The following is a 12,714-nucleotide window of genomic DNA, read 5'->3' as shown; positions in this document are numbered from 1 at the left end:
ACTGCAGGGAGACAGGACAAGCGGGAGCCTCACCCCTGGGTCAGGTCGATGAGGTTGCCGTCGGGGTCGCGGACGCACGAGGTCCGGGGCTTCCAAGCGAAGTCGGTGGGTGGGTGGAGTTCGGTGGCGCCCGCGGCCAGCGCGCGGGCGTGGACGGTGTCGACGTCGTCCACCAGGAGGCCGAGGCGGGTGGCGGCGGCCGCGGTGCCCTCCTCGAGAGTCATCAGGAAGAAGCCGTCCGAACGGTAGGTCCCGAACTGCAGGGAGGAGATCGCCTCGTTGAACACGACGTCGAACGCGTTCTGATAGAAGACGGCAGCGTCGCCGACGTCGCCGACGGAGATGCGGAGTTGCACCGGACGGGCCGCCTGAAGAGTCGGCATCGGGGTGCCGCGCTCGAGGAACTCCTCGACGGCGCGGATGCGCTGGGCCAGCTCGCGCGCCTGGGTGACGAGTCGTTCCCGGTGGTTGTCCAGTGTCGACCGCACCTGAGCGGTGGGGTGGCCGAGCACGGCGCGGACCTCCTCGATCGGCACGCCGACGGCGCGCAGGCCGCAGATCAGGCGGGCGTCATCGAGCTGGCCCGGGCGGTAACGCCGATAGCCGGAGCCGGGGTCGACCCGGTCCGGCTTCAGCAGGCCGATCTCGTCGTAGTGGCGCAGACCCGGGACGGTCAGGCCGGTCGCCGCGGCGAACGCGCCGATGCTGAGCAGATCTTCGTCGGTCACCGGTCAAGCTTCAGGCCTCCGGCGACCTGAGAGTCAACCCTCAGCCGCCGGCGAGACCACCACCCCGCCCGCGACAAGACCGGGCCACCCGCGGCGCCGCCGGGGTGGACGGGGTGGACGGGGTGGACGGGGTGGACGGGCGCGACCGGGCCGGACAGGCGGGGAGTTACGACGTGCAGGGCGAACAGTGTGTAGCCCGCTACGACCGGCACGAGCACCGGGTGGACGAACCAGGCCAGGGTCGCCGCCAGTGCGAGCAGGCCGGCGGCGGCGAGGGGGACGATCGGGCGGGACAGGGCGATCGTCAGTGCCGACCGGGTCGCGCCGCCGGTCGGGGCCGCGCTGCCCGCTATTCCGTCGACCGGGGCGGCGGGGTGGACGGTTCCCGCGCGGACGGCGACCAGGGCCAGGCAGCCGGCCACGAAGACGGCGGCGGCCAGCACCGCGGTCAGGACCGGGACGCCGCCCGGGACGGTGCCGCGGCGCAGGGCCGCGACGTCGATCGCCACCAGGGCGGTGCCGGCGACGATCGCGGGACCGGCCACGAGGCCGGGCAGCAGGCGGCGGCGGAACACCGCCCACAGGTCGGCGAACGACGGCCAGCGGCCACGGGCGATCAGGTGGCCGATCGCGAAACTGCCGGCGGCCACCGCCGCTCCCGCGGTGAACAGCGGGAGCGACAGCAGCGTCACGACTATGCCGAGCAGGGCCAGGTCAGCGGCCAGGCGCAGCGAGTCGCGCCAGTCGTGTGGCATCAGCTCATCCCTTCAGGCCACTGGTGTTGATGCCCTCGACGAGCAGCCGCTGGAAGGCGACGAAGAAGAGGAACACCGGGACCAGCGACAGCAGGCTCATGGCGAACATCGGGCCGACCGAACTCTCGCTCGTCGAGTCGATGAACAGGGTCAACGCCACCGGAGCGGTGTAGTCCTTGAGGTCGGACAGGTACACCAGTTGCCGGAAGAAGTCGTTCCAGGTCCAGATGAACGAGAAGATCGCCGTGGTGACCAGCGCCGGGCGGCTCAGTGGGAGCACGACGTGCCTGAACACGCCGTACGGGGAGGCGCCGTCGATCACGGCGGCCTCGTCCAGTTCCCGGGGGATGCCGCGCATGAACTGGACCATGAGGAACACGAAGAACGCCTCGGTGGCCAGAAAATGCGGCACGAGCAGCGGCAGGTACGGGAATTCGCCGCCGACCCAGCCGAGGGTCCGGAACAGGATGTACTGCGGGATGATCAGCACGTGCCCGGGAAGCAGCAGGGTGCCGATCATGATGGCGAACCAGACGCCCCGCCCCCGGAACCGCAGCCGGCCCAGGGCGTAGGCGGCCAGCAGGCAGGACAGCGTGTTGCCGATGACGGTCAGGATGGCGACCATCGCGCTGTTGACGAAGAACCGGCCGAACAGTACGTCGAACTTGTGCCAGCCCTCGGTGAAGTTGCCCGGCGTGAACTCCGTCGGGATCAGCCCGATGTTGCTGGTGATCTCGGTCGGCGACTTGAAGGATGTGCCGATCATCCAGAACAGCGGGTAGAGCACGACCGCCACGATCACGACGAGCGCCAGGAGACGCAGCTTCGAGCGCATCACTTCTCCTCGGAATCGGAGTAGTGGACCCAGAACCGGCCGGTGCTGAACAGCACGACCGTGATCGCGCCGACCACCAGCAGGAAGACCCAGGCCATCGCGGACGCGTAACCCATGTTCAGTTCGACGAAGCCGGCGTTGTAGAGGCGCAGCGTGTACATCAGGGTGGAGTCGACCGGGCCGCCGGTGCCGTTGCTGAGGACGAACGCCGAGGTGAAGCCCTGGAAGCCGTGGATGGTCTCCAGGACCAAATTGAAGAAGATGACCGGGGACAGCATCGGCAGCGTGATGTGGGCGAACTTGCGCCAAGCGCTGGCGCCGTCCACGGACGCGGCCTCGTACAGCTCGATCGGCACCTGTTTCAAACCGGCCAGGAAGATCACCATCGGCGCCCCGAACTGCCAGATGGCCAGCAGCATGAGGGTGGGCAGCGCCCAGGTCGGGTCGTTGACCCAGGCCTGGCCCTTGATGCCGAACAGGGACAGGAACGAGTTGACCGCGCCGTCGGCGTTGAACATGCTGCGCCACACGATGGCCACCGCGACGCTGCCGCCGAGCAGCGACGGCAGGTAGAACAGGCCGCGGAAGGCGGAGATGCCCCGCATGGCCTTGTTGAGCAGCATCGCCACACCCAGCGCGGCGGCGAGCTTGAGCGGCACCGCGACCAGCGCGAAGGTCACCGTGACCCGGACCGCGTGCCAGTACTGCGGGTCGGCGGTGAACATCCGCCGGTAGTTCTCCAGGCCGACCCAGTTGGACTCGGTGACCGGGATGAGCGGGCTGTAGTCGGTGAAGCTGAGGTACAGCGAGATCAGCATCGGGATCGCGGTGATTCCCAGCAGGCCGAGCAGCCACGGGGAGAGGAAGACGTACCCGGCCAGGTCCTCTCGGCCCCGCCGGCGGGCCACCCGGCCCCGCCGATGGGCGGCGGGAACCGGGGGCACGGGCGCGGTCGGACGGACCGGCATCTGAGCCATTGTCACGAGATGGTCCCTAACTCTGCCCGATGGCCGCCTTGGCGGCGGTGACGAACGCGGTGGCGCCCGCCTCGGGGGTCGAGCGGCCGAAGGTCACCTCTTCCGCGATCCGGACAAGTTCGGTCTTCACCTTGCTGTGACCCTTGGGCGGGACGGCCGGCGAGGTCGGCCCGAACTTGGTGCCGAGCTCGTTCTGCACCTCGATGGTCTGCTTCATGCTCGCGTCGGTGACGCCCGCGGCGACCTGCTTGCGCACGTCCAGGTTGGGCGGCAGGCCCCGGTCGGTGCCCAGGATCTTGCCGGCCTCGGGGTCGTTGGCGAGGAAGTTGACCACGTCGATCGCGGCGTCCTTCTTCTTGGTGCCCCTGAAGATGGAGAAGTACATCGAGGCGCGCGCCCACTGGGCACTCGGGTCACCGGGGTAGGCGACGACGCCGAGCTCGCTCTTGGTGTTCTTCTTCAGTTCGGGCATCTGGTTGACCCAGACCCACGACGTGTCCGCCTTGCCGGTCACCACCAGCTGCTTGCTGACGCTGGAGTCGTTGCCCTCGTGGATGACGTCCGGTGTCGGGGTGGCCCCGGCCGCGCGGGCGTCCTTCCACATCTGGAACCACTTGGTGATGTCGGCCTCGTCGAACGCGATCTTGTTGTCCTTGTAGAGGTCCTTGCCGTTCTGCCGGAGGTAGACCCAGAGGGCCTGATAGACGGCGCTCGCGTCCTGGGTGCCGGGAACCTTCGCGGTCTTCGACACGGCGGTCGCCCACTTGATGAAGTCTTCCCAGCTCATGCCGGTGGTCGGGGCGGGCAGCCGGAACTTGTCGAGCAGCGTCTTGTCGAAGACCAGGCCCTGGGTGTTCTCGCCCATGGCGACGCCGGCCAGCTTCCCGTCGACCTTGCCGTACTCGACGAGGCTCTTCGGGAACTTGGTGGTGTCGATCTTGCCGCCGTCCGCCGCCGACTGGAGGTCCAGGGTGACGCCGCGCTGCGCGTACTCGGCTATGTAGTTGTCGTCGATCTGGAAGATGTCGGGGGCGTTGCCGCCGGCGGTGAGGGTGGCCAGCTTGTCGAAGTAGCCCTGGTTGGCCTGCCAGGTCTTCTTGAACGTCACGTTCGGGTGCTTCTGGGTGTAGAGGTTGAGCGCCTGCTCGGTCAGTTCGGCGCGTTTGTCGGCACCCCACCAGAAGATGGAGAGCTCGACCTTGTCGCTGCTGCCACCGCCCTTGTCGTCGTCGCCGCCACAGGCACCGGCCCCGAGGATCAGGGGCAGCGCTACGGCGGCGGCGAGCAGGCGGCGGCGGGTTGTGCGGGGCGCCGGAGTAGGTTGATCGGGCGTGGCGCTCCTCGGGAAGGGAACCATGTCGTGCGACTCCTTTTTAGGAGGCGACACCTCCGGGGACGGTCACGCCGCCCGGGTCCGCAGGGCTGTGCGGACCCGGGCCCGGCCCCGTCGAGTCGCGAATGACCAACTCGGTCTGCAGGTGTAGGTGTGCGGTGGAACGACGGTCGTCGCCATGCGCGAGGAGCATGTCGACGGCCGCCCGACCCGCGGCGGCGGTGGGTGTCGCTACCGTGGTCAGCTTCGGACGGGTGAGCCGGCTGAGCATGATGTCGTCGATGCCGATGACGCTGACGTCCTCGGGGACGCGGGCCCCCGCGGAGAGCAGCCCCTCGATGAGGCCGATCGCCATCAGGTCGTTGTAGGCGAGCACGGCGGTGGCCCCGGCCCGCAGCACCTCCTCGGCGACGGTCAGGCCGCCGGTCTCGGTGGGCGGGTTGGGCCCGATGACGGTGAGCTCGGCATGGCCGGCTCGGGCCGTCGCGGTCGCGGAACGCCGGATCTCCCGGCTGGTCCATGAGCCACGCGGCCCGCTGAGAAGTGCGATCTCGCGGTGCCCCCGGGCGGTGAGGTGCTCGATGGCGAGCCGCGCGCCCTGGGCGACATCCATGACCACTGCCGGGATGCCGGTGATCTGCCGGTTGACCACGACGAGCGGCACCTCGCGGCTGAGCTGCTCGATGAGCGTGTTGCTCATCCGCGGACTGCACAGCAGGACGCCGTCGACCTGTTTGGCCAGGGCCCGCACCACCTCTTCCTCGACCGCCGGGTCCTCGTTGGTGTCGGCGACGAAGATGTGGTGGTCGTGCTTGCGGGCCTGGCTCTCGGCGGCCTTGATGAGCGGGGGGAAGAACGGGTTGGCGATGTCCGCCACGATCAGCCCGATGTTGTACGTGCGGCCGGTGATCAGCGCCCGGGCCGCCCGGTTGGGCCGGTAACCCAACTGCTCGGCGCAGGCCAGCACGCGACTGCGGGTGTTCGGGTTGACCAGGTGCGGCGCCGAGAACGTGCGCGACACCGTGGAGATGTGCACGCCGGACGCCCGAGCGACGTCGCGAATGGTGACGGACACGCTCCGGCCTCCCCGGTGGACGATCGAGCTGGACCGAGCCCATGTGGCAGCGGTCACTTGCAGCCACAATTAATGCAAGCGGTTGCACAACTGTCAATGTCGTTGTGTTGCATAAAGATTGCGAACGGGCGCTTGAAACGCTCTCTTAATCGGGCAAATACGGACGATAATTGCCAGAGCCGTTGACGCCATTGCATCGATCCGCCTAACTTCGCTGCAAACCTTTGTTGCCCGCCGGCCACTGGCCGGCGCCGGTCCGGGAGGGCTCCATGCCACGAGAACGCCGCCGCATCGCGCTCGTCGGTGCCGGCGCCCGCGCTGAGATGTTCGTCCGCGCGATCACCGAGGACCACGCGGACACCACCACGCTGGTGGCGCTGGCCGACGTCAACCAGGCCCGGATGGACGCGCACAACCGCTGGCTCGGAGCGGCCGCGGTGCCCACCTACGAGGCGAGCCGGCTGGCCGACCTGATCAAGGCCGAACGCGTCGACGAGGTGATCGTCACCAGCATGGACAGCACCCACGCCGAGCACCTGATCACCGCCCTCGACGCCGGTTGCGACGTGATCACCGAGAAACCGATGACGGTCGACGCCGAGAGCGCCCGGCGCATCCTCGAGGCCCAGCGCAGGTCCGGCCGGAAGGTGCAGGTCTCGTTCAACTACCGGTACAACCCGGTGCACGAGATGGTGCGCACGCTGCTGGCCGGCGGCGAGATCGGCGAGGTCGGCTCGGTGCACTTCGAGTGGCTGCTCGACATCCGGCACGGCGCCGACTACTTCCGGCGCTGGCACCGTGACAAAGCCAACTCCGGGGGGCTGCTCGTGCACAAGTCCGGTCACCACTTCGACCTGGTCAACTGGTGGCTGGGGGCGGAACCGGCGGAGGTGTACGCGTCCGGCCGGCTCTTCTTCTACGGTGATAACGGGCGGCGTTTCGGGTATGCGCGGGACTACGACCGGGCCCACGGCAGTGCGCAGGCCAGGGACGACCCGTTCGCGCTCGACCTGGCGGCCAACCCCCGGCTCAAGGAGCTCTATCTCGATGCCGAGGGCGAGGACGGCTACCTGCGCGACCGCAACGTCTTCGCACCCGGCGTGACGATCGAGGACGACCTGTCGGTGCTCGTCCGTTACGACACGGGGGCGCGAATGACCTACCACCTCACCGCGTACGCGCCGTGGGAGGGCTACCGGCTCATGGTCAACGGCAGCCGGGGACGGCTGGAGCTCGAGGTGGTCGAGTCCGACCACGTCAGCCCGGCCGCGGCCGGCGAGCTCAAGGGCGCGTCCGTGCACGGCGTCACCGAGGCCGTCGAGCAGGGCGGCGTCACCCTGACGATCCGGCCGTTCTGGGCCCCGCCGTACAAGGTCGAACTCCAGCCGCACAGCCGGGCCGGGCACGGCGGGGCCGACCGCCGCATGACCGCCGTCCTGCTCGGCGGGCACACCGACCCGATGAACCGTTCCGCGACCGCCCGCGACGGCGCCCTGGCGCTGCTCACCGGCCTGGCCGCCAACCGCTCCCTGCAGACCGCCGAGCCGGTACGGGTCTCCGACCTGCTCGACCTGAACTGATTACCGAGGTGACCGTGTCCGAACCGACGTTCGCCATCGACCGGCGTCAGGCCGGCATCGCCCGCGAGCTCTTCGAAGCCGTGCGCGACATGCCGCTGCTCTCGCCGCATGGCCATGTCGATCCCCGCCTGCTCGCCGACGACGACCCGTTCCCCGATCCGGCCCGGCTGCTGATCGTGCCCGACCACTACGTCACCCGGATGCTGCTCAGCCAGGGCATCCCGCCGTCCCGGCTCGGGGTGCCGCGGCGCGACGGCGGCGAGGTGGAGAGCGACCCCCGGGCGATCTGGCGGCTGCTCGCGGAGAACTGGCACCTGTTCCGCGGCACCCCGTCGCGGCTGTGGCTGGAGCAGACGTTCCGCACCGTGTTCGGGGTCGAGACGCCGCTCCGCCGGGAGACCGCCGACGAGGTGTACGACGCCATCGCGGCCCGACTGGCCGAGCCCGGCTTCCGGCCGCGGGCGCTGTTCGAGCGGTTCGGCATCGAGGTGCTGGCCACCACCGAATCGCCCACCGACGACCTCGCCCAGCACGCGAAGCTGGCCGCGGACGGCTGGGGCGGCCCGGACGGCCGGGTGATCTCCACGTTCCGGCCGGACAACGTGGTCGACATGGACCGCGAGGACTGGCGCGACGAGATCGGCAAGCTCGGCGCGATCTCCGGGTCAGATGTCGAGACCTATGCCGGATATATCGAGGCGCTCCGGAAAAGGCGGGAAGCGTTCATCGCCGCCGGCACCACCTGCACCGACCATGGTCACCCGACGGCCCGGACACTCAAGCTGACGCCGGCCGAGGCCGCCGCCGTCTACCAGCGCGGGCTCCAGGGCAACGCCACCAGGGAGGACGCCGAGACGTTCCGCGCGCACATGCTGGTCGAGTTCGCCCGGATGTCCCTCGACGACGGCCTGGTCCTGCAGATCCACCCGGGCGCGAACCGCGACCACAACCGCAAGCTCTATGCCTCGCACGGCAAGGACGTAGGGGGCGATATTCCCCAGGCGACCGATTATGTCCATGCGCTGCGGCCGCTTCTCGACGAGTTCGGCATGGAGTCGCGGCTGCACATCGTGGTCTACACGCTCGACGAGTACACCTTCAGCCGCGAGTTGGCCCCGCTCGCGGGCGGTTATCCCGCGATGTTCCTGGGCGCGCCGTGGTGGTTCCTCGACACGCCGGACGCGATGCGCCGGTTCCGGGAGGCGGTCACCGACGCGGCCGGCTTCTACAACACCGCCGGGTTCGTCGACGACACCCGCGCGTTCTGCTCGATCCCGGTGCGGCACAGCGTCGCCCGCCGCTCCGACGCCGCCTACCTCGCGTCGCTCGTCGCGCAGGACCGACTGCCGATGGACGAGGCCGCCGAGACCATGGCCGACCTCGCCTATCACCTGCCGAAGCGCATCTTCAAGCTCGACGGGAACACCAAATGACCAAGATCAACAGCCTCCGGGTCCATGACGTACGCTTCCCGACCGCGGCCACCGGCGACGGATCCGACTCGATAAACAAGGGCGACTACTCCGCCACCTACGTCGAGCTGACCACCGACGGCCCGCACACCGGCACCGGGTTCACCTTCACCAACGGCCGCGGCAACGAGATCACCTGCGCGGCCGTCCGGGCCCTCGCCCACCACGTCGAGGGCCGGAGCCTGGCCGACTGTTTCAGCGTCGACTTCGTGCGCGATCTCACCGCCGACGTGCAGCTGCGCTGGCTCGGCCCGGAGAAGGGCGCCCTGCACATGGCCACCGGCGCGATCGTCAACGCCGTCTGGGACCTGCGGGCCAAGGTCGAGGGCAAGCCGATGTGGCGGCTGCTGGCCGAGATGCCGACCGCCGAGCTGATCGCCTGCGTCGACTTCCGGCACATCGACGACGCCCTCACCCCGGACGAGGCCGCCGCCATCCTCGACAAGGGTCGCGACGGCCTCGCCGACCGGCTCGCGGCGATCAGCGAGGACGGCTTCCCGTCGTACACCACGAGCGTGGGGTGGCTCGGGTACCCCGACGAGAAGGTGCGGGCGCTGACCCGCGAGGCGTACGCGCAGGGCTGGCGGGCCATGAAGATGAAGGTCGGCGGCCCGATCGAGGACGACGTCCGGCGGGCCGGGATCATCCGCGCGGAGATCGGGCCGGACGCGCTGCTGATGATGGACGCCAACCAGATCTGGGGGGTCGGCGAGGCCATCGACAACATGGCCCGGCTGGCCGATTTCGATCCCTACTGGATCGAGGAGCCCACCCACCCCGACGACATCCTCGGGCACGCCCGCATCCAGCAGGCGGTCGCGCCGGTGCGGGTCGCCACCGGCGAGGTCGCCGCCAACCGGGTCATCTTCAAGCAGCTGCTGCAGGCCGACGCCATCCGGGTGATGCAGGTCGACGCGTGCCGGGTGGCCGGGGTGCCCGAGGTGCTCGCCGAGCTGCTGCTGGCGGCCAGGTTCGGGGTGCCGGTCTGCCCGCACTCCGGCGGGGTCGGCCTGTGCGAGCTGGTCCAGCACGTGGCCATCTTCGACTACCTGCGGGTCGGCACGTCCCTCGACGGCCGCATGGTCGAATACGTCGATCACCTGCACGAGCACTTCACCGACCCGGTACGGACCAACAACGGCCGCTACCTCGTGCCGCAAGCGCCCGGCTACAGCTCGGACCTGCGGGCCGAGTCGATCGCCGAGTACTCCTTCCCGCAGGGGCCGGTGTGGCGATGAGCGACCGCCTGGGGCTGGCCACCCTCGGCCGCGTCCCCGCGGCCGCCCGCCCGCGCATCACCCCCGGCGCGGCCGGGGCCGGCATCGTCCACCTCGGCGTGGGTGCCTTCTTCCGGGCCCACCAGGCCGTCTTCACCGAGGACGCGATGGCCGCGGCCGGCGGCGACTGGGGCATCGTGGGCGTCGGCCCCCGCTCGGCCACCGTCGTCGACCAGCTCCGGGCCCAGGACGGCCTGTTCAGCGTCACCACCCTCGGGGCGGGCGAGCGGTCCACCCGGGTGGTCGCCGCTCTCGCCGGACTGCGCCACGCCGCCGCCGACCCGGCCGCCGTGGTGGCGCTGATCGCGGAACCGAACATCAAGATCGTCACCCTCTGCGTGACCGAGAAGGGTTACCACCTCGACCCGGCCACCGGCCGGCTGCTGCTCGACGACGAGCTGCGCGGTGACCTCGAGACCGATCGCGATCCGCGCACCGTCCCCGGCCTGCTGATCCGTGGCCTGGCCGCTCGCCGCCGCGCTGACGGCGGGCCGATCGCCCTGGTGAGCTGCGACAACCTGCCGGCCAACGGCCACCGGCTGGGCGGGCTGATCGGCTCGCTGGCGACCGCGACCGGGCACACCGACTGGGTACGCGACAACGTGACGTTCCCCGGCACCATGGTCGACCGGATCGTCCCGGCCAGCACCGCCGAGACCCTGGCCGTCGCCGCCGAGCAGCTCGGCGTGCGTGACGAGGCGGGCGTGCACGGTGAGCCGTACATGCAGTGGGTCATCGAGGACAACTTCCCGGCCGGGCGCCCGGCCTGGGACCGGGCCGGGGCGGTGATGACCGACGACCCGCGGCCGTGGGAGCGGCTCAAGCTGCGCGCTCTCAACGGGGTGCACTCGGCCGTCGCCTACCTCGGGGCGGTCGCCGGCCAGGAGACGATCTTCGAGGCGCTCGCCGTGCCCGGCATGCGCGACGCGATGGTGCGGTTCCTCGCCGAGGACATCGCGCCCAGCTTCGACCCGCCCGCCGGCATCACCACTGTCGAGTACGGCGAGCAGGTGCTGCGCCGCTTCGCCAACCCGGCCATCGGGCACCGCACCGTGCAGGTCGCGATGGACGGATCGCAGAAACTGCCGCAGCGGGTCCTGCACACCATCCTCGACCGGCGCCGGGCCGGCGGCACCCCGCGCTGGGGCGCCCTGGTGGTGGCCGCGTGGATGCGGTTCGCCCGGGGCACCACCGACGACGGCCGGCCGCTGCCCCTCGACGACCCGCTGGCCGACCGCATCCGGCAGCGGCTCGCCGCCGCCGAACCCACCCCGGCCGGCACGGTCGACGCGCTGCTCGGTCTCGACACGATCTTCTCGCCGGAACTGGCCGCCGACGAGACGATCCGTCAGCTGCTCGTCGAATGGCTGACCGACCTGGACAAACACGGCGTGGAAGCGACCCTGGCAGGTGTTCGGTGACGGACGTGGCGCTCATCGGGGCGAACGGCCACGGGCGGTGGCACCGGCGGCACATCGGCGAGCTGGCGGCGGCGGGTCGCGTACGCCTCGGGGCGCTCTCCGACATCCGGCCGCTCGAGCCGGACCCGCCCGTACCCGCCGGGGTCCGGACCTTCACCGACCACCGCGACCTGCTCGCCGAGACCGCCCCCGACGTGGTCGTGATCTGCACCCCGCCGCACACCCACCTGCCGATCGCCCTCGACGCGATCGCCGCCGGCTGTGATCTGCTGCTCGAGAAACCGCCGGTGGCGTCGGTGGCCGCGCACCGCACCCTGACCGCCGCGCTCAGCTCGGCCGGCCGCTCCTGCCAGGTCGGGTTCCAGGCCCTCGGCTCGGTGGCGTGGCAGCGGTTCCGCGACGCCCTGCCCGGCCTCGGCACCATCGACGGGATCACCGCGACCGCGTCCTGGCAGCGCGACGACCTCTACTACGCGCGTGCGCCGTGGGCCGGCAAACGCGTCGTCGGCGGCCGGGCGGTCGTCGACGGCGCCCTGGTCAACCCGCTGGCCCACGCGGTCATGCAGGCCCTGGCCGGCGCCCGCGCGCTCGGTGCCGGACAGCCCCGCCAGCTCGTCGCCGAACGCTACCGGGTGCGCCCGATCGAGGTGGAGGACACCGCGTTCGCCCGGATCACCTTCGACAGCGGCCTCCAGGTGATGATCGCCGTCACCCTGGCCGGCGAGGAGTTCGTCGCCGGCGAGATCGGCGCGCGGGGGTCGACCGGCTCGGCGCTGCTCGAATACCCGACCGACCGGCTCGCGCTGCCCGGCCACGAGCTCATCGAGGTGCCGGGGCGCACCGACCTGCTGACCAACCTGCTCGATCACCGCGAGCACGGCACGCCCCTGCTGGTTCCGCTCGAGGACACCGCCGACTTCACCGTCGTCCTCGAGGCCCTGACCGCGCCCGACGCACCCGGACCGCACCTGCTCGACGACGGCGTGGTCGTCATCGAAGGACCGAAAAGGACCATCCCCGGCATCAACGCCCTGCTCCGCAAGGCCGTCGAGACGCTCGCCCTGCCGTCCGAGTCGGGCGTGCCGTGGGCGGTCCGCCCCTTCACCCAGCGACTGCCGGTGACCTAGCCGTTCTGCTCCGAGCGGCAAGAGTGGCCCGCCCGGCGCGAGGTCGCCGGGCGGACGCCGCGAGGTAGTCCCCGGCCGGATCGGCGCCGCACGGCCCGGCGCGGGCGCCGGACCGGTAAGCCCTCGACAGCGGC

Annotated in this window: 11 protein-coding genes; 5 read left to right on the top strand and 6 right to left on the bottom strand. The window is 70.6% G+C overall.

Annotation, left to right across the window (positions count from 1 at the left end; translation table 11 throughout):
- Positions 1 to 29 precede the first annotated feature (29 nt).
- The 6 genes from Afe05nite_RS35760 to Afe05nite_RS35735 are packed head-to-tail and all read right to left on the bottom strand — an operon-like array spanning position 30 to position 5,703.
- On the bottom strand, positions 30 to 728 hold the full coding sequence (locus Afe05nite_RS35760) for a MerR family transcriptional regulator (RefSeq protein ID WP_203821728.1): 699 nt from the start codon (positions 726 to 728) through the stop codon (positions 30 to 32).
- Positions 725 to 1,483 carry a hypothetical protein gene (locus Afe05nite_RS35755; protein ID WP_203821727.1) on the bottom strand — a complete coding sequence of 253 codons (759 nt, stop codon included), beginning with the start codon at positions 1,481 to 1,483 and terminating at the stop codon, positions 725 to 727. The genes Afe05nite_RS35760 and Afe05nite_RS35755 overlap by 4 nt, the downstream gene beginning before the upstream one ends.
- 4 nt (positions 1,484 to 1,487) lie before the next feature.
- On the bottom strand, positions 1,488 to 2,318 hold the full coding sequence (locus tag Afe05nite_RS35750; protein WP_203821726.1) for a carbohydrate ABC transporter permease: 831 nt from the start codon (positions 2,316 to 2,318) through the stop codon (positions 1,488 to 1,490).
- Positions 2,318 to 3,286 (bottom strand): carbohydrate ABC transporter permease, encoded by a 969-nt coding sequence (locus tag Afe05nite_RS35745; RefSeq protein ID WP_203821725.1) that lies wholly within the window; start codon positions 3,284 to 3,286, stop codon positions 2,318 to 2,320. The genes Afe05nite_RS35750 and Afe05nite_RS35745 overlap by 1 nt, the downstream gene beginning before the upstream one ends.
- 25 nt (positions 3,287 to 3,311) lie before the next feature.
- Positions 3,312 to 4,652 (bottom strand): ABC transporter substrate-binding protein, encoded by a 1,341-nt coding sequence (locus tag Afe05nite_RS35740; RefSeq protein WP_203821724.1) that lies wholly within the window; start codon positions 4,650 to 4,652, stop codon positions 3,312 to 3,314.
- 16 nt (positions 4,653 to 4,668) lie between these two features.
- A complete protein-coding gene (locus Afe05nite_RS35735) occupies positions 4,669 to 5,703 on the bottom strand; it encodes a LacI family DNA-binding transcriptional regulator (RefSeq protein WP_203821723.1) in 1,035 nt (344 codons plus the stop codon).
- A 269-nt stretch (positions 5,704 to 5,972) separates the two neighbouring features.
- Between Afe05nite_RS35735 and Afe05nite_RS35730 the strand changes: the two genes are divergently transcribed.
- The 5 genes from Afe05nite_RS35730 to Afe05nite_RS35710 are packed head-to-tail and all read left to right on the top strand — an operon-like array spanning position 5,973 to position 12,580.
- Positions 5,973 to 7,283 (top strand): Gfo/Idh/MocA family protein, encoded by a 1,311-nt coding sequence (locus Afe05nite_RS35730; protein WP_203821722.1) that lies wholly within the window; start codon positions 5,973 to 5,975, stop codon positions 7,281 to 7,283.
- An 8-nt stretch (positions 7,284 to 7,291) separates the two neighbouring features.
- On the top strand, positions 7,292 to 8,716 hold the full coding sequence (gene uxaC / locus Afe05nite_RS35725) for a glucuronate isomerase (protein WP_203821721.1): 1,425 nt from the start codon (positions 7,292 to 7,294) through the stop codon (positions 8,714 to 8,716).
- Positions 8,713 to 9,993, top strand: a complete 1,281-nt coding sequence (locus tag Afe05nite_RS35720) for an enolase C-terminal domain-like protein (RefSeq protein ID WP_203821720.1) — start codon at positions 8,713 to 8,715, stop codon at positions 9,991 to 9,993. Before uxaC ends, Afe05nite_RS35720 begins: the two co-directional genes overlap by 4 nt.
- Positions 9,990 to 11,453, top strand: coding sequence for a mannitol dehydrogenase family protein (locus tag Afe05nite_RS35715; protein WP_203821719.1), 1,464 nt, complete (start codon positions 9,990 to 9,992; stop codon positions 11,451 to 11,453). Before Afe05nite_RS35720 ends, Afe05nite_RS35715 begins: the two co-directional genes overlap by 4 nt.
- Positions 11,450 to 12,580 (top strand): Gfo/Idh/MocA family protein, encoded by a 1,131-nt coding sequence (locus Afe05nite_RS35710; protein WP_239118447.1) that lies wholly within the window; start codon positions 11,450 to 11,452, stop codon positions 12,578 to 12,580. Before Afe05nite_RS35715 ends, Afe05nite_RS35710 begins: the two co-directional genes overlap by 4 nt.
- Positions 12,581 to 12,714: the final 134 nt, after the last annotated feature.

The sequence above is a fragment of the Paractinoplanes ferrugineus genome (assembly GCF_016862195.1).
Taxonomy (GTDB): domain Bacteria; phylum Actinomycetota; class Actinomycetes; order Mycobacteriales; family Micromonosporaceae; genus Actinoplanes; species Actinoplanes ferrugineus.
This window is presented reverse-complemented; position numbering and strand designations above follow the sequence as displayed.